Annotated in this window: 25 protein-coding genes; 23 read left to right on the top strand and 2 right to left on the bottom strand. The window is 52.6% G+C overall.

Annotated elements, in window-relative coordinates:
- Positions 1-19 precede the first annotated feature (19 nt).
- The 8 genes from WMO41_RS06585 (at position 20) to WMO41_RS06550 (ending at position 7,711) form a co-directional block, all read left to right on the top strand.
- Positions 20-1,075: an XdhC family protein gene (locus WMO41_RS06585; RefSeq protein ID WP_349229059.1), complete on the top strand. Its 1,056-nt coding sequence runs from the start codon at positions 20-22 to the stop codon at positions 1,073-1,075.
- A 216-nt stretch (positions 1,076-1,291) separates the two neighbouring features.
- Positions 1,292-2,350, top strand: a complete 1,059-nt coding sequence (locus WMO41_RS06580; protein ID WP_349229058.1) for a molybdopterin-binding protein — start codon at positions 1,292-1,294, stop codon at positions 2,348-2,350.
- A gap of 1 nt (position 2,351) precedes the next feature.
- Positions 2,352-2,849 (top strand): cyclic pyranopterin monophosphate synthase MoaC, encoded by a 498-nt coding sequence (gene moaC, locus WMO41_RS06575; RefSeq protein WP_349229057.1) that lies wholly within the window; start codon positions 2,352-2,354, stop codon positions 2,847-2,849.
- Positions 2,846-3,880: a GTP 3',8-cyclase MoaA gene (gene moaA, locus WMO41_RS06570; RefSeq protein WP_349229056.1), complete on the top strand. Its 1,035-nt coding sequence runs from the start codon at positions 2,846-2,848 to the stop codon at positions 3,878-3,880. Before moaC ends, moaA begins: the two co-directional genes overlap by 4 nt.
- Before the next feature lie 5 nt (positions 3,881-3,885).
- Positions 3,886-4,836, top strand: coding sequence for a molybdenum cofactor synthesis domain-containing protein (locus WMO41_RS06565; RefSeq protein ID WP_177292461.1), 951 nt, complete (start codon positions 3,886-3,888; stop codon positions 4,834-4,836).
- A 48-nt stretch (positions 4,837-4,884) separates the two neighbouring features.
- Positions 4,885-5,763 carry a molybdate ABC transporter substrate-binding protein gene (gene modA, locus WMO41_RS06560; protein ID WP_349229055.1) on the top strand — a complete coding sequence of 293 codons (879 nt, stop codon included), beginning with the start codon at positions 4,885-4,887 and terminating at the stop codon, positions 5,761-5,763.
- A gap of 83 nt (positions 5,764-5,846) precedes the next feature.
- The gene (gene modB, locus WMO41_RS06555; RefSeq protein ID WP_349229054.1) at positions 5,847-6,527 is read left to right on the top strand and encodes a molybdate ABC transporter permease subunit; all 681 of its coding nucleotides are present in this window, start codon (positions 5,847-5,849) and stop codon (positions 6,525-6,527) included.
- 83 nt (positions 6,528-6,610) lie between these two features.
- Positions 6,611-7,711, top strand: a complete 1,101-nt coding sequence (locus WMO41_RS06550; protein ID WP_349229053.1) for a sulfate/molybdate ABC transporter ATP-binding protein — start codon at positions 6,611-6,613, stop codon at positions 7,709-7,711.
- Positions 7,712-7,735: 24 nt separating this feature from the next.
- Here the strand turns inward: WMO41_RS06550 and WMO41_RS06545 are convergent, their stop codons facing one another.
- Entirely contained in the window at positions 7,736-8,170 is a 435-nt protein-coding gene (locus WMO41_RS06545; protein ID WP_349229052.1) for a winged helix-turn-helix domain-containing protein, read from the bottom strand.
- A 140-nt stretch (positions 8,171-8,310) separates the two neighbouring features.
- On the opposite strand from WMO41_RS06545, the gene WMO41_RS06540 reads away from it, so the two are divergent.
- From WMO41_RS06540 to ilvC, 7 genes are all read left to right on the top strand, one after another.
- Positions 8,311-8,625 carry a hypothetical protein gene (locus WMO41_RS06540; protein WP_349229051.1) on the top strand — a complete coding sequence of 105 codons (315 nt, stop codon included), beginning with the start codon at positions 8,311-8,313 and terminating at the stop codon, positions 8,623-8,625.
- A gap of 79 nt (positions 8,626-8,704) precedes the next feature.
- Positions 8,705-9,493 (top strand): EFR1 family ferrodoxin, encoded by a 789-nt coding sequence (locus WMO41_RS06535; protein WP_349229050.1) that lies wholly within the window; start codon positions 8,705-8,707, stop codon positions 9,491-9,493.
- A complete protein-coding gene (locus WMO41_RS06530; protein ID WP_349229049.1) occupies positions 9,490-10,857 on the top strand; it encodes an MATE family efflux transporter in 1,368 nt (455 codons plus the stop codon). Before WMO41_RS06535 ends, WMO41_RS06530 begins: the two co-directional genes overlap by 4 nt.
- A gap of 84 nt (positions 10,858-10,941) precedes the next feature.
- Positions 10,942-11,733 carry a ZIP family metal transporter gene (locus tag WMO41_RS06525; RefSeq protein WP_349229048.1) on the top strand — a complete coding sequence of 264 codons (792 nt, stop codon included), beginning with the start codon at positions 10,942-10,944 and terminating at the stop codon, positions 11,731-11,733.
- Between the two features lie 91 nt (positions 11,734-11,824).
- Complete coding sequence (locus tag WMO41_RS06520) at positions 11,825-12,844, top strand: alpha-hydroxy-acid oxidizing protein (RefSeq protein ID WP_349229047.1); 1,020 nt, start codon at positions 11,825-11,827, stop codon at positions 12,842-12,844.
- A gap of 152 nt (positions 12,845-12,996) precedes the next feature.
- Positions 12,997-13,497: an acetolactate synthase small subunit gene (ilvN, locus tag WMO41_RS06515; protein ID WP_118532900.1), complete on the top strand. Its 501-nt coding sequence runs from the start codon at positions 12,997-12,999 to the stop codon at positions 13,495-13,497.
- A 142-nt stretch (positions 13,498-13,639) separates the two neighbouring features.
- A complete protein-coding gene (ilvC, locus tag WMO41_RS06510; protein ID WP_349229046.1) occupies positions 13,640-14,659 on the top strand; it encodes a ketol-acid reductoisomerase in 1,020 nt (339 codons plus the stop codon).
- Between the two features lie 112 nt (positions 14,660-14,771).
- On the opposite strand, the gene WMO41_RS06505 is transcribed toward ilvC, so the two are convergent.
- Positions 14,772-15,674, bottom strand: a complete 903-nt coding sequence (locus WMO41_RS06505) for a LysR family transcriptional regulator (RefSeq protein ID WP_349229045.1) — start codon at positions 15,672-15,674, stop codon at positions 14,772-14,774.
- A 183-nt stretch (positions 15,675-15,857) separates the two neighbouring features.
- Here WMO41_RS06505 and WMO41_RS06500 point away from each other — a divergent pair, with 183 nt between their 5' ends.
- From WMO41_RS06500 to pckA, 8 genes are all read left to right on the top strand, one after another.
- Positions 15,858-16,340 carry a LeuD/DmdB family oxidoreductase small subunit gene (locus tag WMO41_RS06500; RefSeq protein ID WP_349229044.1) on the top strand — a complete coding sequence of 161 codons (483 nt, stop codon included), beginning with the start codon at positions 15,858-15,860 and terminating at the stop codon, positions 16,338-16,340.
- Between the two features lie 2 nt (positions 16,341-16,342).
- A complete protein-coding gene (locus tag WMO41_RS06495) occupies positions 16,343-17,593 on the top strand; it encodes a 3-isopropylmalate dehydratase large subunit (protein ID WP_349229043.1) in 1,251 nt (416 codons plus the stop codon).
- Positions 17,594-17,631: 38 nt separating this feature from the next.
- Positions 17,632-18,123, top strand: a complete 492-nt coding sequence (locus tag WMO41_RS06490; protein WP_349229042.1) for a LeuD/DmdB family oxidoreductase small subunit — start codon at positions 17,632-17,634, stop codon at positions 18,121-18,123.
- Positions 18,124-18,132: 9 nt separating this feature from the next.
- On the top strand, positions 18,133-19,377 hold the full coding sequence (locus WMO41_RS06485; RefSeq protein ID WP_349229041.1) for a 3-isopropylmalate dehydratase large subunit: 1,245 nt from the start codon (positions 18,133-18,135) through the stop codon (positions 19,375-19,377).
- Between the two features lie 70 nt (positions 19,378-19,447).
- Entirely contained in the window at positions 19,448-19,936 is a 489-nt protein-coding gene (gene ybaK, locus WMO41_RS06480; protein ID WP_349229040.1) for a Cys-tRNA(Pro) deacylase, read from the top strand.
- Between the two features lie 116 nt (positions 19,937-20,052).
- A complete protein-coding gene (locus tag WMO41_RS06475; protein WP_349229039.1) occupies positions 20,053-20,202 on the top strand; it encodes a hypothetical protein in 150 nt (49 codons plus the stop codon).
- Between the two features lie 92 nt (positions 20,203-20,294).
- Positions 20,295-21,209, top strand: a complete 915-nt coding sequence (locus WMO41_RS06470; protein ID WP_349229038.1) for a cell wall hydrolase — start codon at positions 20,295-20,297, stop codon at positions 21,207-21,209.
- 295 nt (positions 21,210-21,504) lie between these two features.
- Complete coding sequence (gene pckA / locus WMO41_RS06465) at positions 21,505-23,109, top strand: phosphoenolpyruvate carboxykinase (ATP) (RefSeq protein WP_349229096.1); 1,605 nt, start codon at positions 21,505-21,507, stop codon at positions 23,107-23,109.
- Positions 23,110-23,183 lie beyond the last annotated feature (74 nt).

The following is a 23,183-nucleotide window of genomic DNA, read 5'->3' as shown; positions in this document are numbered from 1 at the left end:
TGTAAAAAGGAGAAGGTGAATGATGGGGATTGAAAATGTATATGGGGAGCTTCTTTCCGGCCTGCAGTCGGAAAACCAGAAGCTGCTGCTGACAAAATTAAAGGAAGACGGAACGCTGGAAAAGCATATATACGTTCCAGGCGCGGAGCCGGAGGCAGCAGAGGCACTGGCCCAGCAGGCGGCCTTTGAAAAGAAGGTCTGCATTTCCGGTTTTGGAGCGGATGAGCATACGGAAAAATGGATTGCGGAGCCGTTTTGCAAGGAAAACCGCATGCTGATCTTTGGCGGCGGCCATGTGTCCCTGGCACTGGCGGAGTTTGCGGCCCGGACCGGTTTTGCGGTAACCGTGACCGATGACCGGCCGTCCTTTGCCAACCAGCTGCGTTTCCCAACCGCAAAACAGGTGCTCTGTATGGATTTTGATTCCGCGATCGAAAAGCTTCACGTCAATTCCTCTGATTTCGTGGTGCTTTTAACCAGAGGACACCGTCACGACGGTGTCTGCCTGCGGGCGCTGGCGAAGCAGCCGGAGACGGCATACCTTGGCATGATCGGTTCCAGAAAGCGCGTCCGGGAACTGAAGGATACGCTGGAGGAAGAAGGCATCAGCCGTGAGTGGCTGGACTGGATCCATACACCAGTGGGACTGGATATCGGCGCAGTAACTCCGGAGGAGATCGCGGTGGCCATTCTGGCAGAAGCTATTCAGGTGAAACGCAAACCGGCAGAGGGAACCAGACGGGTCTCCCAGTCCGATATTGATATGGAAGTGATCCATGATCTGGCAGAGCCGGAGGAAAAATTTGCAGATCAGAAGAAGGCCATCATTACCATTTTAACCACAAAAGGCTCCACGCCGCGAAAGGCCGGAGCCAAGATGATCGTCTATGAGACCGGCATGATCCAGGGAACGATCGGCGGCGGCTGCGCGGAGGCCAACCTCATGCAGCACGCCCGGGAAGTGATCCGGGGCGGCGCATACCAGATCCGTCACGTGGACATGACCGGAAAAGTGGCAGAGGAAGAAGGCATGGTCTGCGGCGGCATCATGCAGGTGCTGATTGAACAGGGATAAACCTAAAAAAATGTTAGAAAACCTATCAAAAATGCAGAGAATGGATTGCATTTCTCAGAAAAATGGATTACAATAGAATAATCTGAAAAGCCGGTCTGCCGGAAGGCAGGGCGGTTTTAAAAATCTACCGTTATTTTTACAAAAAAATAACGTCAGCATCAAACGGAACAGTTACAAAAACAGAATATTCACACAAAAATTGGGAGGCAGCAAACAATGAAACTGATTAAAACCGTCGATGCGGAGGGCGCAGTCCTCTGTCACGACATTACACAGATTATCCGTGGCGTGACCAAGGACGCAGTGTTCCGCAAAGGTCACATTGTCACAAAGGAAGATATTCCGGTGCTGTTAAGCGTGGGAAAGGATACTCTCTACGTCTGGGAGAAGGAAGAGGGCATGCTCCACGAGGATGAGGCAGCCGAAGTGCTCTGTGAAATCTGCAAGGGCGATCATATGGAGCGTTCCCAGCCGAAGGAGGGCAAGATTGAGCTGACCGCAGCCTGCGACGGTCTCTTGAAAATTGACACGAAGGCATTAAAAGGGGTCAATGCCTTTGGTCAGATGATGATCGCCACCCGCCACGGCAATTTCGCCGTGAAGAAAGGGGACAAGCTGGCAGGTACCCGCATCATTCCGCTGGTCATTGAGGAAGAGAAGATGAAAACGGTGAAGGCACAGACCATGGAACTGACCGGCGGAAAGCCGATTCTGGAGTTAAAGCCATTCCATCATAAGAACGTCGGCATTGTGACCACCGGCAATGAGGTGTTCCATGGACGCATTCAGGATACCTTTACTCCGGTTATCGTGGACAAGCTGTCCGAGTTTGATACCGAGGTCATTGATCACGTTACCTGGGATGATGATGATAAAAAGGTAACTGCCAGCATCCTCAACATGATCGAAAAAGGAGCAGATATCGTGATCTGTACCGGCGGCATGAGTGTGGATCCGGATGACAAGACTCCGCTGGCTATCAAAAATACCGGTGCCCGCATTGTTTCTTACGGAGCTCCGGTGCTTCCGGGTGCCATGTTCTTATTGGCTTACTACGACCGCATGGCGCAGGGCAAGAACCGCAGAACCGTTATTATGGGACTTCCGGGCTGCGTGATGTACGCAAAGCGCACCATCTTCGATCTGGTGCTGCCGCGCGTTATGGCGGATGATGAGGTGACTGCTGATGAGCTGGCAGCTCTCGGTATGGGCGGCCTGTGCTTAAACTGTCCGACCTGTACTTTCCCGAATTGCGGTTTTGGAAAGGGATATTGATATGGAATTTACTCATTTTGATGAACAGGGCAACGCCCGCATGGTGGATGTGACTGCTAAGGGCGAGACGGTCCGTGAGGCGGTAGCCAGGGGCCGCATCCGCGTGAGCGGGGAGTGTTTTGAGAAAATCCAGAAAGGCACCATGGCGAAAGGCGATGTGCTGGGCGTAGCACGGATTGCCGGAATTATGGGGGCAAAGCGCACTTCGGAACTCATTCCGCTGTGCCACATTTTAAATCTGACCAAACTGAATGTGGACTTTACCCTGCATCCGGAAACCTGCGAGATTGAGGCAGTCTGCACCGCCAAGACCACCGGCAAGACCGGTGTGGAGATGGAAGCGCTGACCGGAGTGTCGGTCACGCTGCTGACTATTTACGATATGTGCAAGGCCGTGGATAAGGCCATGGAGATCGGCGACATCCATCTGGCAGAGAAGACCGGAGGCAAGAGCGGTTATTTTATCAATCCGCGCGAACAGGGCGGTGAGCAGGCGTGAAAGATGCCCAGGGAAGAGAAATCAAATATCTGCGTATTTCGGTGACAGACCGGTGCAATCTGCGCTGCAAATACTGCATGCCAAACGGTATCGAGTGCGTGGAACATAAAGATATTTTAAGCTTTGAGGAGATCCGGCAGATTGCGGAGTGCGGGGCAAAGCTCGGCATCACCAAAATCCGCCTGACCGGTGGGGAGCCGTTAGCCAGAAAGGGCTGTCCGCAGCTGATCCGGATGTTAAAAGAAATTCCCGGTATTGAGAAGATGGCCATGACCACCAACGGAACTCTGGTGCGGGCCATCCTGCCGCAGCTGGTGGAAGCGGGCCTGGATGAGATCAACATTAGCCTGGATACGCTGGACGCAGAAAAATTTGCGGCCATCACCGGACAGAATCTTCTGCCGGAGGTGCTGCTGGCCATCGACGCAGCCCTGGCAGCTGGCTTGAAAGTGAAGGTTAACGCAGTCTCCATGCCGGATACTGACTGGAAATGCCTGATCTCACTGGCAAAGGACAAGCCGGTGGATGTACGCTTCATTGAGCTGATGCCCATTGGAGCAGGGCGGCGGTCTGAGGGACGCAGCAACGAGGAACTGCTGGAAGAAATCCGCAGGGAGTTTCCGCAGCTTCAGGCCGATGAAAAGGTGCACGGAGCAGGACCGGCGGTCTATTATCAGATTCCGGGATACCAGGGGAGCATCGGTCTCATCAGTGCCATGCACGGAAAGTTCTGCGGCTCCTGCAACCGGATTCGGTTAACATCCACCGGATTTTTGAAGACCTGCCTGTGCTATGAAGACGGAACAGATCTGAGGAAAATTTTACGTGGTGAACGCGTACAGCAGGAGTCGGTCAGCGGCTGTGCGAAAGGCAGCCGGACCAGAACGGTACAGTCTGGGGTCTCAGGTACAGAGAACAAAGAACTTCTCGATGCCATGGCCCGTGCCATATATGGAAAGCCGGCGGAGCATTGCTTCGAGCAGCCGGATCAGATTACGGAAGCGCACGGTATGAGCGCAATTGGAGGGTGAGTAACATGAATTTTAACGAGACAGGAGTGGTAAAGGCCATCTGCATCAGCCCGGCCCGGGGAACGGAAAAGCATACGATCTCGGAGGGCCATTTCATTCCGAATTTCGGGATTGAGGGCGATGCCCACGCGGGAACGTGGCATCGGCAGGTGAGTCTTCTTTCCTATAATAAGGTAGAAGAATTTAACAAGCGGGGCGCTAATGTGGGCGATGGTGCGTTCGGTGAGAATCTGGTGGTGGACGGGATTGATTTCCGTGCGCTGCCGGTGGGAACCAGACTGTATGCCGGAACGGTGGAGCTTCGCATGACCCAGATCGGCAAGGAATGCCACAGCCACTGCGCAATTTACCATCGCGTGGGCGAGTGCATCATGCCGCGGGAAGGTGTGTTTGCTGAAGTAGTAAAGGAAGGCATGATCCGCCCGGGCGATGTCATGCGGGTGGAAGCACCGGATGAGAACCGCCCGTTCACGGCGGCGGTTATCGTCTTAAGTGATAAAGGCTCTAGAGGTGAGCGGGAGGATTTGAGTGGCCCGGCTGCTGAGGAGATGTTAAAAGAAGCTGGATACGATGTGGTGGAGCGCTTCGTGATTCCGGATGAGCCGGAGGTGTTAAAGCATCATCTCATTCGTCTGGCGGACAGCCGCCAGGTGGACCTGGTGGTGACCAGCGGCGGCACAGGCTTTTCCATGCGGGACCAGACACCGGAGGCAACGCTGGCCGTGGCAGACCGGAACGCGCCGGGAATCGCGGAGTACATCCGCATGAAGTCCATGCAGATCACGGACCGGGCCATGTTAAGCCGTGGTGTATCGGTCATTCGAAAGAAAACATTGATTGTCAATCTGCCGGGAAGTCCGAAGGCGGTAAAAGAAAGCCTGGGCTTTATCCTGGGGGCGCTGGATCATGGTTTGAAGATATTACGCGGCACCGCATCGGAGTGCGCGAGAAAGTAAATTTGGTGGTTCAGAAAGATTAAAATTAAAAAAAGGGAGAGAAAAACAATGAAGAAACAGTTTACAGTTGTAATGGCAGCTATGATGGCTGCAGGCATGATGACAGGATGTTCCTCCAAGCCGCAGGAGACTACCGCAGCAGCAACCGAGGCAGAGACCACCGCAGAGGAGACAACCACAGCAGAGACCGAAGCTGACGTGAAAGATGAGGCAAAGGCTGATCTTGGCGAGCAGAGCATTCTGGTTGCGGCAGCAGCAAGCCTAAAGAACGCATACGAGGAAGAGCTGATCCCGATGTTTGAGGAGCAGTACCCGGGCGTAACCGTGGAGGGAACCTACGACAGCTCAGGAAAACTGCAGACCCAGATTGAGGAAGGCCTTGAGGCAGACGTATTCATGTCCGCAGCAACCAAGCAGATGAAGGCTCTGGATGAGGAAGGCATGATCGCTTCCGATACCATCGTTAACCTGTTAGAGAACAAGATTGTTCTGATCGTTCCGGCTGGAAGCGACAGCCAGATTGATTCCTTCGAGAAGATCGGAGACGCAGCATCCATCGCTATGGGGGATCCGGAGAGCGTACCGGCTGGCCAGTACGCAAAAGAAGCTCTGACCAACTTAAACGTATGGGACAGCATTCAGGACAAAGTAAGCTTTGGTACCAACGTAACTGAGGTATTAAACCAGGTTGCGGCAGCAAGTGCTGACGCAGGTATTGTTTACGCAACCGACGCAGCAAGTATGCCTGACCAGGTTACTGTAGTTGCAGAGGCACCGGAAGGCAGCCTGGAGAAGAAAGTAATCTACCCGGTAGCAGTTGTAAAAGCAACCACTCACGAGGATGCAGCAAAGGCATTCGTTGATTTCTTACAGACTCCGGACGCAATCAAGGTATTTGAGTCCTACGGTTTCGTAGCAGCAGAGTAAAACGTGGATCGTACTGCAAAAATCTGCGCGGCATGTGCATTGGTTGAAACGCGCAGGGGGCAGTACAGAAAGGAGAAATGAAGATGGACTGGTCACCAATCCTGATTTCCATGAAGACCGCCAGCGTCTCCATCGTAATTACCTTTTTCCTCGGGATCCTGGCAGCATGGTGGGTCGTTGGCATGAAAAATGAACGGATGAAGATCATCCTGGATGGCGTGCTGACCCTGCCGCTGGTGCTGCCACCTACGGTGGCGGGCTTTTTCCTCTTATATCTGTTTGGTGTGAAACGGCCCATCGGCATCTTCTTTTTACAGTATTTCGGTGTAAAGATTGCCTTTTCCTGGACGGCTACGGTGCTGGCTGCGGTGCTCATGTCTTTTCCGCTTATGTACCGTTCTGCCAGAGGTGCGTTTGAACAGGTGGATCCGAACCTCATGGCTGCGGCCCGTACCCTTGGCATGAGTGAATGGAGCATCTTCCATAAGGTTCTGATTGCTAATGCCATGCCGGGTATCGTCAGCGGCGGCGTTCTGGCGTTTGCGAGAGGCCTGGGTGAGTTTGGCGCAACCGCCATGATCGCAGGCAACATCGCAGGCAAGACCAGAACTCTGCCTATGGCAGTGTACTCTGAGGTGGCAGCCGGAAACATGGATGCGGCATATCACTATGTCGCCATCATCGTTGTCATTGCCTTCCTTTCCGTGATCCTGATGAACCGGGCTGCGCTGCGGGAATCGAAAAAACGCGGTCAGTTCCGCTAATCGGAAGCAGATGCCGGATGGATATGTCCGTGTGTATGGGCATGGTAGTTCGGCGAAAAAGCGGTTGCGAAAAGGAGAAGAATATGAACGAACAATTTTTATCAGCAGATATCCGAAAAAAACTGCGTGAATTTGAGCTTCAGGTTCAGTTCACCTGCCCGGCATGTCGAGGACGCGCCAGTGACGCGTCCGCTGGTTCCGGGAGCAGCTGCCTTGGCATTCTCGGTCCATCCGGCTGTGGCAAGAGCATGACCTTAAAATCCATCGCCGGTATTGTGGAGCCGGACAGCGGCTCTATCATCCTGGATGGACGGGAACTTTTTAACAGCAGCCGGAAGGTAAACTTAAAGCCGCAGAAGCGCCGGGTTGGCTATCTCTTTCAGAACTATGCGTTGTTTCCGAACATGACTGTGGAGGAGAATATCCTCACGGGATTAAAGGCGGGAAAACGCTACGGGGAAGCGCAGCAGAAACAGCGGGTTTTGGAGATGATGGAGCGGTTCCGTTTAAGCGGTCTGGAAAAACGCTATCCGGCACAGCTTTCCGGCGGACAGCAGCAGAGGGTGGCCCTGGCAAGAATCCTGGCTTACGAGCCGGAGGCACTGCTCTTAGATGAGCCGTTTTCCGCCATGGATACCCACTTAAGAGAGCGTCTGCGCCTGGAACTGGCCAGCGTGCTTTCGGAGTATCAGGGCGCTTCTGTCATGGTAACCCATGATCGGGATGAGGCCTACCAGCTGTGCGATAACCTGCTTTTATTCAGCAAAGGCCATGTCATCGCGGCAGGGAAAACAAAGGATATCTTCAACGATCCGGGCAGTGTGGAGGCCGCGCGGCTGACAGGCTGCAAGAATATTTCCCGTATCGAAAAGCTGGATGAGCACCGGGTGCGCGCCTTAGACTGGGACAATCTGGAACTGGTTACAGACAAAACTGTGACAGAGGATGTGACTTCCATTGGAATCCGTGCCCATGATTTTGAGCCGGTGGCAGAGCCGGAAGGGATGAACCGGATCCCGGTGGAGAATCCGAAAGTTTCCGAGATGCCGTTTGAGTGGTACATTACTTTGCAGAATGGTTTGTGGTGGAAGATAGGAAAGACCATCCACACCCACAGTGCGGACGGCCTCATTCCGAAATACTTAAGAGTAGCCCCGGAAGCAATCCTGCTTCTGAAGGGCTGATGTGACTCTGACCATGTGCAGGAATCACAATGACTTATTTGGATAATCACCAAAATATTTTTCAAAGAGCTGGGCAGCTTCTGCTTTCAGCTCTTTTTCCATATCCAGATACCGGGTGAGCAGATCTCTTGCTTCCTCCGTCAAATGGGAAGAGCCGCCGGACGCGCCGCCGGACCGGGATTCGATCAGGGAGCAGCCCAGATATTCCTCAGCTTTTTTGATGATCTTCCAGCCTTTGCTGTAGGACATTTCCATCTCCCTGCAGGCGGTCTGCATGGAACCGGTCTGGTCTACCAGCGTGAGAAATTCCGCAACGCCGGGGCCGAAGAAGGTGTCGCTCTTGGCCAGGCGGAAGCGCACGGAGGGGCGGAGCGGAAGCTTGGATGGAGAAATAGATGCGTCTAAGATTTTTTTCGGTTTGCGGCCCATGGATGTGTCCTTTCTGATACAGTTTTTCATTCTGTGTATTAGTATAACATGGCAGAGAGCCGCAGGCAAATTTTTTCTTCCCATTTAGACAATTCCTACTTGTGAACTGAGGGGAAAACTGCTACAGTGGAGGTAATGTTCATGAGCAGCCACAGGAGGAACGATTGACAGTGAAGATAGAAACCAGTAAGATTGAACTGCATGGAGATATTTCCATCCCGTTCTTGAAAAAGAGCCGCTTTACCGGCAGTTTCAAAGGCATGCGCTACGTGCTCATCAAACATGAAAATGAGCTGGAGCCTGCCACGGAGGAGACACCGGCGAAGACGGAAAACGTGATCCGGGCCATCATCTGGCCGGAGCCCTTTAACTTTGAGGTGACACCGGATGAAAAGAAGCATCATCGGGATTTCCCGTTTACCACAGACGGAATCTGGGAGGCGGTGGACTGGCTGAACGCGGAGCATGAGGCGGGGCATTATTGATGCCGGGAGGCAGGAAACAATCGTGCGAAAAAACAATGAAGTGTGAACGGGGGTTCACAGGAAACAGGAGAGTTATCATATGAATATTTCACAGATTACCGGGATTTTCTTTAGTCCCACCGGCACCACAAAGCAGGTGACGGAGTGGATCGCAGAGCGGATCGCGGCTGATAAAGAGGCCGGATGGCTGGATCTCACCGATGCCATCTCATCCAGACCGGATTATACGTTTAACGAGCATGAACTGGCGGTGGTTGGTGTGCCGGTGTACGGCGGCCGGGTGCCGGAGACTGCAAGGGAGCGGCTGAAAAAGATCTACGGGAAGCGCACGCCGGTGGTGCTGATCGTCACCTATGGAAACCGTGCCTACGAGGACGCACTGTTAGAGCTTTCGGACATCTTAAAGGAACAGGGCTTTCTTCCGGCCGCCGCGGCGGCGGTTGTCACAGAGCATAACATTGCCCATGTGTATGGCACCGGGCGTCCGGATGAGAAAGACAAAAAAGAGATGACTGCCTTTGCGGAGGCGGTGAAGGAGAAACTGAAACATACAGCAGGAAGCACAAAACTTCCGGAGCTTTCCATCAAAGGAAACCGTCCGTACCGCCTATACGCGACACTGCCGTTAAAAATCAGCGTCACATCAGCCTGTGAGGGCTGCGGCATCTGCATCCGCAAGTGTCCGGTCCAGGCAATTTCCCGGACAGACCCGAAGGTGACCGACGAGACGGCCTGCATCACCTGCATGCGCTGTATTGCGCTCTGCCCGAAACACGCAAGAAAGCTTGGCACCCTGGTGACCCTTGCCATCCGCCAGAAGCTAAAGAGGGTCTGCACGGATAGAAAGGATGCCGAGTTTATACTATGAAGCTGGAAAATGACTTAGACACCGATGACATACGGGGGCTGGTCCTGCGCCTGGCACTGCCATCCATGCTGGCACAGTTTGTCAGCGTGTTTTACAGCATCGTAGACCGTATGTACATAGGAAATATCCCCAAAATCGGAGAGGTGGCGCTGGCTGGTGTCGGCATCTGCGGCCCCATTGTGACTCTGGTTTCCTCCTTTGCCATTTTAGTAGGCGTGGGCGGAGCGCCGCTTATGAGCATCCGTCTGGGCCAGAAGAATGAAAAGGGAGCAAGGCAGATTCTTGCCAACTGTTTTCTGATGCTGACGGTCATGGCTCTGGTTCTGACCGTCTGTGTGCTTGGCATGCGGGAAAAGCTGCTCTGGTGGTTCGGTGCCGGAGAGACAACCTTCCCCTATGCGCTGTCCTACATGACCATCTACCTGTGCGGCACATTTTTCGCGCTGATGACCACGGGGATGAACCAGTTTATTATCTGCCAGGGCTTTGCAAAGGTGGGCATGAAGGCTGTCATGATCGGCGCGGTGGCCAATATTGTGCTGGATCCCATCTTCATCTTTGGTCTGCACCTGGATGTGCGGGGCGCGGCGCTGGCCACAGTGCTGTCGCAGATGTGTTCCTGCCTGTATGTGCTGCGGTTCTTATTCGGAAAGAAAGCGCCGATCCGCATTACGTTTCATGGGTACGATCCAAAGCTGATGCTGCAGGTGGCCAAAGTGGGATTCTCCCCCTTTGTCATCATTGCGCTGGATAATGTGCTGATCATTTCCCAGAATATGGTGATCCAGCGGCTGGGCGGCCCGGGGCAGGGCGATACGATCCTCACCTGCGCGGCCATTGTCCAGAGCTTTATGCTGATCATTACCATGCCCCTTGGCGGCATTACCTCGGGAACCCAGACAATTCTGGGGTATAACTACGGAGCAAAACGGCCGGACCGGATCTGGAAGGCCGAGCGGTGGATTGTGACCTGCTGTCTGGTGTTCAACACCATCATGTTTCTGGCGGCGCAGTGCATTCCGGAGGTTTTCGTGCGGATATTCACCCGAAATGAGGAGTATGTGGCCTTAAGTGCCTGGGCAATCCGGGTATCCACTCTGGGCGTGATCCCGCTGGCCATTCAGTATACGGTGGTGGACGGATTTACCGGAATGGGCATTGCGAAGGTGGCAATCACGCTTTCTCTGTTCCGGAAATTTATTTATTTTTCGTCGGTGGTGCTGATTCCGCTTCTGACCGGCGTCACCAATGTGTTTTACGCGGAAACCGTGTCCGATTTCGCGGGGCCTGTATTTTCCACGATCCTGTTTCTGCTTGTGTTTCAGAAAGTAGTGGGGGATCCGAAGAAGGTGTCCGCGGCATAGAAAAACAGCAATCCGATTCCCATAGAGTATCGCATGTAGCCTGTTGCGGAATAAGATACTACTAAGGAAAGAGGGTGATCTCTCATGCGAGAGGAGCTGTTTCACATTATATTTGGAATTCTGATCCCGTTTCTGGGAACTACCATCGGAGCGGGAAGTGTATTTTTTGTAAAGAATGAGATCAAACCGGTGATCCAGAAAATGCTTCTGGGCTTTGCGTCCGGCATCATGGTGGCCGCTTCGGTGTGGTCACTTCTGATCCCGGCCATGGAGATGTGCGAATCCGTGGGCAAACTGGCCTTTATCCCGGCGGCGGTGGGATTTTCGGTTGGAATGGTATTTCTCTGGGTCTTAGATAAAATGATTCCCCATCTTCATATGGGAAGCGACACGCCGGAGGGCCCGAAGAGCAACTTAAAGAAAACCACAATGCTGGTGTTTGCGGTGACGCTGCACAACCTGCCGGAGGGCATGGCCGTGGGCGTGGTGTTTGCGGGTCTTCTGACCGGAAGCGCGCCCATCACCGTAGCCGGGGCCTTTGCCCTGACCATCGGCATAGCCATCCAGAACTTTCCGGAGGGAGCCATCATCTCCCTGCCGCTGCACAGCGAAGGCCAGTCAAAGTTTCGTGCCTTTGTCATGGGCACATTGTCCGGCGTGGTGGAACCCATTGGAGCGCTGGTCACGATTCTGTGCGCAAAATTTCTGATTCCCATCGTCCCCTACATGCTGGCCTTTGCCGCCGGAGCCATGATCTATGTAGTGGTGGAGGAACTGATTCCGGAATCGGCCCAGGGGGAACATTCTGATATGGGAACTATGGGCTTTGCGGTTGGATTTTTGATCATGATGATTCTGGATGTGGCGCTTGGCTGAACACGGGAGCGTCACCGGAACAATGTAAAAAGCCGGGAAGTTGTCAGGAACGCGGCAACTTTTCGGTTTTATATAAGGAGGAGTTTGTAGAATGACACAGGAAGAAGTTTTAAACAACGCAAGAACCTGTCTTGGTCCGTATTGTAAAGGATGCCCGGTCTGCAATGGCCGTGCGTGCAAAAATATCATGCCTGGACCGGGCTCTAAGGGTGAGGGAGATACCGCCATCCGCAATTACGAGAAATGGCGGGAAATCCGGGTTCAGATGGATACACTCTGCGAGAATCGTCCGGTGGATACCAGTCTGGAAATTTTCGGAAAGACCTTCGCCTATCCGGTTTTTGCGGGTCCGGTGGGCGCAGTCAACCTTCATTACGGAGATAAGTACGATGACGCGGCTTATAATGATATTCTGGTGCGTGCCTGCGCGGACAACGGCATTGCGGCTTTTACCGGAGACGGTACGAACCCGGAGGTCATGCGGGCGGCTACCGCAGCCATCGGAAAGGCAAAGGGAATGGGAGTTCCGACCGTAAAGCCCTGGAATGCGGAAACCGTGGCAGAAAAGATGGAGATGGTCAGAAAGTCCGGGGCCTTTGCAGTGGCCATGGACATCGACGCGGCAGGTCTTCCCTTCTTAAAGAATCTGACTCCGCCGGCCGGCAGTAAGACCGTGGAGGAACTGGCAGAGATCATTCAGGCAGCCGGTGTACCGTTTATCGTAAAAGGTGTGATGACGGCAAAGGGCGCGTTAAAGGCGAAAAAGGCCGGAGCGGCAGCCATTGTGGTATCCAACCACGGCGGCCGTGTTCTGGACCAGTGCCCGGCTACCGCGGAAGTACTTCCTGAGATCGCGGATGCTGTAGGCGGCTCCATGAAAATCCTGGTCGACGGAGGCATCCGTAATGGCAGTGATGTCTTTAAGGCGCTGGCACTGGGAGCAGACGGCGTGCTGATTGCCCGCCCGTTTGTAACGGCAGTCTATGGCGGCGCGGAGGAAGGCGTGGCAGAACTGGTGAACCGCATTGGCGGCCAGTTAAAGGATACCATGGCCATGTGCGGTGCCCACAGCCTTGCTGAAATCACCAGGGATATGGTACGGAAGTTTTAACACTGTCTTCTTAGTACGGACATTTGCCCGTTTTTGGAAAGAAAACAAGGTGCATCATAACTGAAAGGAATAGTACACATTCCTTTTATATAGTTGACAAATAGTAACAGGATTGTTATCATAAAGAGAACGTGACAGAAGGGAGAACACTTATGGATAGAATCGTGTTATCATTGTTAGTGGACAACACATCAGGTGTACTGAGCCGTGTTGCTGGCTTATTCAGCCGCCGTGGCTACAACATCGAGAGTCTGACCGTTGGTGTCACTGCAGATGAGCGGTATTCCAGAATGACCGTAGTTGCCTTTGGCGATCAGAATATCTTAGAGCAGATTGAGAAGCAGCTCCGCAAACTGGAGGATGTCCGCGACATCAAGGAATTAAAACCGAGCCATTCCGTTTACCGGGAGCTGATCATGGTAAAGGTACGGGCCAACGCGAGCCAGCGTCAGGCAGTCAGTGCCATTTCCGACATTTTCCGCGCGACCATCGTGGATGTAGGCAAGGATTCCCTGACCGTCATGCTGACCGGCGACCAGTCAAAGCTTGACGCGCTGATCAATCTGCTGGAAGACTACGAGATCCTGGAGCTTGCAAGAACCGGACTCACCGGCTTATCCCGCGGCTCTGACGACGTACGGTATCTTCCGTAATACATAAGGACTTTAAGCGTCAGGCCTTTCAGTGGCGGACAGAGAGTCGTCGAAACACACTGGCGCATGAAGCATACAGGCAGCCGGGATTTCCGGTTACCACACAACTATGAATCTAAAGATTCTTGAGGAGGAAAAGAAGATGGCAAAGATTTATTATCAGGAAGACTGTAACCTGTCCTTACTGGACGGAAAGACCATCGCTATCATTGGCTACGGCAGCCAGGGACATGCGCATGCATTAAACTTAAAGGAGTCCGGTTGTGACGTGATCATCGGTCTGTACGAGGGCAGCAAGTCCTGGGCAAAGGCTGAGGAACAGGGCTTTAAAGTATATACCGCAGCAGAGGCTGCAAAGAAAGCAGACATCATCATGATCCTGATCAACGATGAGCTGCAGGCTGATATGTACAAGAAAGATATCGAGCCGAACCTGGAAGAGGGCAATATGTTAATGTTCGCTCACGGCTTCAACATTCATTTCGGCTGCATCAAACCGCCGGCAAACGTAGATGTTACCATGATCGCTCCGAAGGCACCGGGCCACACCGTTCGTTCCGAGTACCAGGAGGGCAAGGGTACTCCGTGTCTGGTAGCTGTAGAGCAGGATTACACCGGTAAGGCTCTGGAGAAAGCTCTGGCATACGGCCTTGGTATCGGCGGCGCAAGAGCAGGCCTTCTGGAGACCACCTTCCGTACCGAGACTGAGACTGACCTCTTCGGTGAGCAGGCTGTTCTTTGCGGCGGCGTTTGCGCTCTGATGCAGGCTGGTTTCGAGACCCTGGTTGAGGCTGGATACGATCCGAGAAATGCTTACTTCGAGTGCATCCACGAGATGAAGCTGATCGTTGACCTGATCTACCAGTCTGGTTTCGCAGGCATGAGATACTCCATCTCCAACACTGCTGAGTACGGTGATTACATCACCGGACCGAAGATCATCACCGAGGATACCAAGAAGGCTATGAAGAAGATCCTTTCCGATATCCAGGATGGTACCTTCGCAAAAGAGTTCCTGCTTGATATGAGCCCGGCAGGCCGTCAGGTTCACTTCAAGGCTATGAGAAAGCTTGCTTCCGAGCATCCGTCTGAGAAAGTCGGCGCAGAGATCCGTAAGCTGTACAGCTGGAACGACGAGAGCGGCAAGCTCATCAACAACTAATTCGAATCTTTCGAGGCATAATAAAAGGGTTTCCGTACATGAGTGCGGAAGCCCTTTTTTGCGGTGAAACTAGTACTAGTGAGCTGCAGATGTATCGGCTGTCTTAGCCAGATCACAGATTCCGGCTGTCCTGCTCCCTGCAGAACCGGATGAAAGTATCCAGCGCCTTGGAGGTGCGTCTGTTCTGCCATAAAAATCCTACCGTGCGCTTGTGGATCGGTGTATCCAGTTTGAGTTGTACCAGGCGCCCGGAATCCAGATCTTCCTTGACAAATTCCTTGATGACACAGCCGATGCCCAGGCCAATGCGGGCAAACTCAATGAGCAGGTCCATGGTGGTGACCTCCAGGAGGTTATTGGCTACAATCTCATTGACAGCCATGTAGTCGTCGATGTAGTGTCGGGTGATGTTGCTTTTGTCCAGCAGCATCAGGTTGCCGCTCTGGAATACATCGGTGTCGGCGCCCTCCCGCAGCCTTAAGTTTTCCAGATAACTCGGGGTTGCCACGAAGATGTCTTCGATGTCCATGACCGGGATGAAGTCCATATTTTTGGCAGATTTCTGTTCCACTACCAGGCCAATGTCAATGCGCTGCTGCTCCAGCATGGAGAGAGTCTGGGTGGTGGGCTGGCTTTCGATGGTGATCTTGATATGGGGATACTGCTCAATAAATCCCTTCAGGTATTTAACCATGATGAACCGGCAGAGGGTGTTGCTGACGCCGATGCGGATGTGGCCCATATTGAATTCCCGGATGCGCTTTAGTTCCTGCTCGCCTTTGGCCAGTTCCTCAAAGGCGTCCCGGGTGTGTTCAAAAAGCACCTGCCCCTCATCGGTGAGCTGCACGCCGCGGGAGTTGCGGGTGAAAAGCACAGTGTTTAAGCTGTCCTCCAGCTTGCTGATGGATTTGCTGATGGCGGGCTGGCTGATGTAGAGCTCCTTGGCGGCCCGGGAAATGTTACCGGCCTTGGCCACGGCGTAGAAGATACGATACTGTGATAAGTTCTGATCCATGTAAGTTCTGATCCCCCAATCAAATTTTATAACCAAGTGTTATGATACATATGAGTATTATCTATTGTCATTATACCAGTAGTGATGATATAATTCAATAAGCGACAAAAAATGGCAGCATGCGAAAACTGGAAAGCAGTCATGACCGCATGCGGCAAGAAAAAGAATTGTCAGGAGGACATTATGTCAGTCGGAAAAATTTTCAAATTTCACAATGACCTGGATACGGATCAGATTATCGCATCCCAGTATCTGTTACTTCCTACCATCGATGAGATGAAGGACCATACATTTGAGTCTTTGGACCCGGATTTCCCGAAAAAAGTAAAACCGGGTGATTATGTTGTAGGCGGCGAAAACTTCGGCTGCGGATCTTCCAGAGAGCAGGCGCCGAGCGTCTTAAAGGCACTGGGCGTTCAGGCTGTGGTTGCCAAATCCTTTGCCCGCATCTTTTACCGCAATGCCATCAACATCGGCCTTCCGGTTATTGTCTGCAAGGACCTGCCGGACGCAGTCAACACCGGAGATGAGATGGACCTCTCCCTTACCGAGGGTGTTGCAAAGGCAAACGGAAAGACCTATTCCTGCACCAGGCTGCCGGCTTACATGCAGCAGATCTTAAGCCAGGGCGGACTCATCGCATCACTGAACAAGGAGGAAGCATAATCATGGGAATGACAATCGCTGAAAAGATCATTGCCCTTGCAGCCGGTGTGCCGGAGGTAAAGGCAGGAGATATCCATACCGTAACCTTAGACCGCATGATGAGCAACGACGGAACCACCCATCTGACCGTCGACATGTACAACAACAAATTAAAGCATCCGCACATTGCAGATCCGAAGAAGATGGTCTTCATCGTGGATCACAACGTACCGGCGGACAGCCCGAAGACTGCTGCGTCCCAGAAGAAGATGCGCGACTTCGCAAGAGAAAATAACATCGATTTCTGGGAAGGCAAAGGCGTGTGCCATCAGATCATGATGGAAAACTATGTCTGCCCGGGCGAACTGATCTTTGGCGCGGACAGCCATACCTGCACCTACGGCGCGCTGGGCGCCTTCGGTACCGGCGTCGGCTGTACCGACCTGCTCTACGGCATGGTAACCGGAACCTCCTGGGTATTAGTTCCGGAGACCGTAAAATTCAACCTGACCGGCAAGCTGCCGGAGGGCGTATATCCGAGAGACTTAATGCTCACCATCATCGGCCAGATTGGTGCCAACGGTGTGAATTATCAGGTCATGGAGTTCACTGGTGACGGAGCAAAAACCTTAAGCGTCAATGACCGTATGGTTCTGTGCAATCTGGCGGTAGAGGCAGGCGCCAAGACCGCTATCTTTGAGGCAGATGAGATCGCGCTGGAATACTTAAAGGCAAGAGGCCGTGAGCCGAAGGCGGTATTCAAGAGTGATGCCGACGCAGTTTACGCAAGAGAGTACACCTTTGACTTATCCAAGATCCAGCCGGTGGCAGCACGCCCGGATTTTGTAGATGATGTAGTTCCGGCTAAGGAGGTCTGTGGTGTCCGCATCGACGAGGCATTCCTTGGCTCCTGCAACAACGGCCGTATTGACGACCTGCGTGTGGGCGCAGCCATTGTAAAAGGAAAGAAGATTTCTGACCATGTGCGTTTCCTGGTGGTTCCGGCCAGCCGCGAGGTTTACTTACAGGCACTGGACGAAGGCCTCATCCAGATTTTCATGGAGAGCGGCGCCATTGTCATGAACCCGAACTGCAGCGTCTGCTGGGGCAGCTGCCAGGGCGTCATTGGCGAGAATGAGGTGCTCATCAGCACCGGTACAAGAAACTTTAAGGGACGTGCCGGACATCCGAGCTCCAAGGTTTACTTAGGCTCCGCGGCAACCGTAGCGGCCTCCGCCGTAAAGGGTGAGATCTGCACCGCAGACATGCTGTAGGAAAAATATATTATATTAGGAAATACGAGGTTATCATTATGGCACAGTATACCGGAAAGGTCTGGGTTCTGGGCGATGACATCGACACCGATATCATCATTCCCACCGAGTACCTGGCCTTAAAGACCATTGAAGATATGAAACAGTACGGCTTCTTCCCGCTGCGCCCGGAGCTTGCGGGCCAGATTCAGCCGGGAGATATCATTGTAGCAGGCAAGAACTTCGGCTGCGGCTCTTCCAGAGAGCAGGCACCGGAGGTCATCAAGGCGCTGGGCATCCCCTGCATTATTGCCAAATCCTTTGCCCGCATTTTCTACCGCAACGCGCTGAACAACGGACTGCTTTTACTGGAGCAGCCGGAGCTTCATGACGTGGTAAAAGAGGGTGATACCATCACCGTGACGGTGAACGAGGATGTAGACTACAACGGAAAGAAATACCTGATCGCTTCCCTGCCGGAGAACCTGATGGAGATCATCGAGGCCGGCGGCCTGGTCAAAGCCATGCGCAAGCGCAACGGATTAGATTAGGAGGTTACCATGGGACAGACAATCATCGAAAAGATTTTATCACATAATACCGGCAAGAACGTGAAGCCGGGCGATATCGTGACCGTAAACGTAGACCGTGTCATGTTAGACGATATCATGATTCCGTTCATTGTGGACAAGTTCCATGAGATGGGCTTTGCAAAGGTATGGGATCCGGATAAGGTGGTTCTGATCTATGACCATCTGGTTCCGGCCAGCCAGCAGGACGACACCCGTCATTTCCGTGTGGGCGATGCCTTCGTGGAGCGGTACAGCATCAAAAACATTCACCGGAGCGACGGCATCTGCCATCAGCTTATGACCGAGGCAGGCTATGTAAAACCGGGCCATGTCGTATTTGGTACCGACAGCCACACCACCACCTACGGCTGCGTGGGCGCGTTCTCCACCGGAATTGGTTACACCGAGATGGCCTCCATTCTCGGAACCGGAACCCTCTGGGTGAAAGTGCCGGAGACCATCAAAGTGGTCATTGACGGCGAGCTTCCGGCTAATGTCATGTCCAAAGACGTGATCCTGCGCCTCATCGGTGACCTTGGCGCGGACGGCGCTACCTACCGTGCCCTGGAGTTTACCGGCTCTGCCGTGAAGAACATGAGCATTGCCAGCCGCACCACCATGGCTAACATGGCCATCGAGGCCGGTGCCAAGTGCGCGCTCTTTACCCCGGATGAAAAGACGGAAGAGTACTGCGAGATCAGGCTGGATGATTTCCAGAAGAGCCTGGTGGGCGACGCAGACGCGGTATACTTAAAAGAACTCCATTACAAGGCAGAGGACTTCGTGCCGGTTATGGCATGCCCGTCCCAGGTGGATAAGATTCGCAACGTCAGCGAGCTGGAAGGCACGGTCATTGATCAGGTATTCATTGGTTCCTGTACCAACGGCCGTCTGGAGGACTTACAGGCAGCAGCCGAAGTCTTAAAGGGCAAGAGCGTGGCTCCGTATGTGAAACTCATTGTCACCCCGGCCAGCCGCAAGGTATACCAGGAGGCAGCAGCCTGCGGTGCCATTAAGACCTTAATAGAGGCAGGCGCCATCGTAACCCACCCGGGCTGCGGACTCTGCTGTGGACGTACCGGTGGAATCTTAAGCGACGGCGAGCGCGTGGTAGCCACCAACAACCGCAACTTCCTGGGCCGCATGGGAACCTCCAAAGTAGAAATTTACCTAGCTTCCCCGAGAACCGCCGCAGCCTGCGCTGTGGCTGGTAAGATCGTAAGCCCGGTCTGAAAATTGATATAATCAGAGACTGCCGCAAATTCCGAAAACGGCTTGCGGCTGTCCCGTTGCAGGAGAAACAATGAAACAGCAAAAAAAGGAAAAGACAAATGTGATGCGTCTTCTGGATGCGGCGGGCATTTCCTACCGCGTCCAGGAGTATGAAGTGGACGAGAACGACCTCTCTGGCATTCATGTAGCCAACCAGATTGGCGAGGACCCGGACAGCGTCTTCAAAACCCTGGTCTTAAAGGGCGAGAAGCGCGGCTTTTTAGTCTGCTGCATTCCGGTAGCGGAAGAGCTGGACTTAAAGAAGGTCGCCCGCGCTGTGGGAGACAAGAAAGTGGAGATGCTTCCCATGAAGGAGCTTCTCCCCACCACCGGATATATCCGCGGTGGCTGCTCCCCCATCGGCATGAAGAAGAAGTTCCCCACTTATATAGAAGAAACGGCCGTTTTATTCGATGAAATTGCGGTCAGCGCCGGCATCCGGGGCGCTCAGGTCATCTTAAATCCGGAAGATTTAAAGGCCTACACCGAGGCAGAATATGCCAGCCTGACCATCGAATAGGCAGGATGAAAACAGAAGACTGATTTACATAAAAAAGAGCCGACCTTGTTCGACTCTTTTTTTATGACGGTATAATTAACAAAAATGTAATAATTGCTTAACACTTCGGAAGAAATATGAAACAAAAAAATGGCTGTTTAGGCGGTGCATCTTTGTGCAAAGCTATAGAAAAGGCGAAAATCCTGAAAATTCCGGGTGGCAGATATGACAAAAGTGTGAAAAACTTATTGACAGTTTCACTTGTCCCCCACTATAATATCGCCTGACACAGAAAAACGAGTGATTTCAGGACTTGACTCCCACTTTAAGTCAGAAAAATGCCATATTTAGGGAATCACATAATTGAAAGGAGCACAATATGTATCCATTTTGCTCATTTCTCCAGGCGGTGTGCCAGCTTGTAAAACACATCTTCACCCCGGTGGTAAAGATGACCAGGCGTTTATACCGCAGCGCGGCCATTCTCATGACCGGGACTGCAGTGGTAGCTGTTATGACTTTTTCATCAGCCGGATTTGCGGCAGGCGGACACAATGCCCTGACCGCGTACGCTGAGACCTCCGATGGCGAGGTTCCGGAAACGGAAGCACCGGAAGAGGCAGCAGAAGAAGTATCTGGGGAAACGCAACAGTTCACGGAAGCAAAGATACAACTGCGTCTTACAGATCCTGACAATTTGAGGAGCGGACAGCTCCTTGTGGGCGATACAATAGCAAGAAATGTACAGGAACAGAATGCGGTACGTCAGGAACAGAAGGCGGTCATTGAAGAGACCGAGCAGGAAATTGCGCGGGTCGAGGAAGAACGCCGCAGACAGGCCGAAGAGGAAGCGGCGAGAAAAGCAGAAGAGGAGCGGCGCCACGCAGCGGCGGAAGCAGTCCGGGCCTCATCGGTTATTTCTTTTTCCGATCAGGACTATGAGGTCTTAAAGCGCATTGTGGAGGCCGAGGCAGGCGGCTGCGATATGCAGGGAAGAATCCTGGTAGCCAACGTCATTTTAAACCGGGTGCGGGACGCGGAATTTCCGTCCACCATCACGGATGTGGTGTACCAGCGGTCCCAGTTTTCCCCGGTCAGCGACGGGCGGCTGAACAGCTGCAGCGTATCGGAGAAGACGGTGGAAGCCGTAAACCGGGCACTTGCCGGGGAAGATTATTCCCAGGGCGCGCTGTTCTTCATGAACCGGATCCGGTCCCGTTCCAGCAACGTCAGCTGGTTCGACCGTAACCTCACCTACCTGTTCCAGCACGAAAAGCATGAGTTCTTTCGATAAAGAAACCGGAAAAACAGGCCTGCCGTATCAAAAACGCAGAAAATCTGATAAAAGTCAGACAAACTGTTGGTATGGCAGAAAAACGAAAAGAGAGTCCATTTGGATTCTCTTTTTGTGCATAAGGGAAAACTTAAAAAAACACTGTATACATAATCCAAAACTTATGGGTGATATGAGTGTTTTGTTATGGATTTTTTATTTCCAAATATTGACTTTTTCTTCACACAATGAGATAATAAACGCGAATTTCGGTAAAAATTTATATCGAGTAAAGTGAAAGAGAGGTTGAATGAAGATGGCAAATATCGATTTAAGTCAGTATGGTATTACCGGAACCACTGAGGTGGTTTACAATCCTTCTTATGAGATGTTATTTGAGGAAGAGACCAAAGAGAGTCTGGAAGGATATGAGAAGGGACAGGTCAGCGAGCTTGGCGCTGTCAACGTTATGACCGGTATCTATACAGGTCGTTCACCTAAAGACAAATATATCGTGATGGATGAGAACTCCAAGGACACTGTTTGGTGGACCTCCGACGAGTACAAAAACGACAACCATCCGGCAAGCAAAGAGGCATGGGAAGCAGTAAAAGAGATCGCTAAGAAAGAGCTCTCCAACAAGAGACTGTTCGTAGTAGATGCATTCTGCGGCGCAAACAAAGACACCCGCATGGCTATCCGCTTCATCGTGGAAGTTGCATGGCAGGCACATTTCGTAACCAACATGTTCATCAAGCCAACCGCTGAAGAACTGAAAGACTTCAAGCCGGATTTCGTTGTTTACAACGCATCCAAGGCAAAAGTAGAGAACTACAAAGAGCTTGGCTTAAACTCCGAGACCGCAGTTGTATTCAACATTACCAGCCGTGAGCAGGTTATCATCAACACCTGGTACGGTGGTGAGATGAAGAAGGGTATGTTCTCCATGATGAACTACTACCTGCCGTTAAAGGGCATCGCTTCCATGCACTGCTCCGCTAACACTGACTTAAACGGTGAGAACACCGCTATCTTCTTCGGTCTGTCCGGTACCGGCAAGACCACCCTTTCTACCGACCCGAAGCGTCTCCTCATCGGTGATGACGAGCACGGCTGGGACGACAACGGCGTATTCAACTTCGAGGGCGGCTGCTACGCAAAGGTTATCAACCTGGACAAAGATTCCGAGCCGGATATCTACAACGCAATCAAGAGAAACGCACTGCTTGAGAACGTTACCCTGGACGCAGAGGGCAAGATTGATTTCGCAGACAAGAGCGTAACCGAGAATACCCGTGTATCTTACCCGATCGACCATATCAAGAACATTGTACGCCCGATCTCCGCAGCACCGGCAGCTAAGAACGTAATCTTCCTGTCCGCAGATGCATTCGGCGTACTTCCGCCGGTATCCATTCTGACTCCGGAGCAGACCCAGTACTACTTCCTGTCCGGTTTCACTGCTAAGTTAGCAGGTACCGAGCGCGGTATTACCGAGCCGACCCCGACCTTCTCCGCTTGCTTCGGCCAGGCATTCCTGGAGCTGCATCCGACCAAGTACGCAGAAGAGCTGGTTAAGAAGATGGAGAAGAGCGGTGCGAAAGCATATCTGGTTAACACCGGATGGAACGGCACCGGCAAGCGTATCTCCATCAAAGATACCCGTGGCATCATTGATGCAATCTTAAACGGTTCCATCAACGCTGCACCGACCAAACAGCTTCCGTACTTCAACTTCGAGATCCCGACCGAGCTTCCGGGCGTAGACACCGGCATCCTCGATCCGAGAGATACCTACGCAGATGCTGCTGAGTGGGAGACCAAGGCAAAAGATCTGGCACAGCGTTTCACCAAGAACTTCGCAAAATACGAAGGCAACGCAGCAGGCAAGGCTCTGGTTGCAGCAGGCCCGCAGATCTAATCGCGTAAACAATTACACATTGCAATACATATGGAAAAGCTGCCCTTGTGGCAGCTTTTCTGTTTTCTGGGAAA

The sequence above is a fragment of the Ventrimonas faecis genome (assembly GCF_040096075.1).
Taxonomy (GTDB): Bacteria; Bacillota; Clostridia; order Lachnospirales; family Lachnospiraceae; genus Brotaphodocola; species Brotaphodocola faecis.
This window is presented reverse-complemented; position numbering and strand designations above follow the sequence as displayed.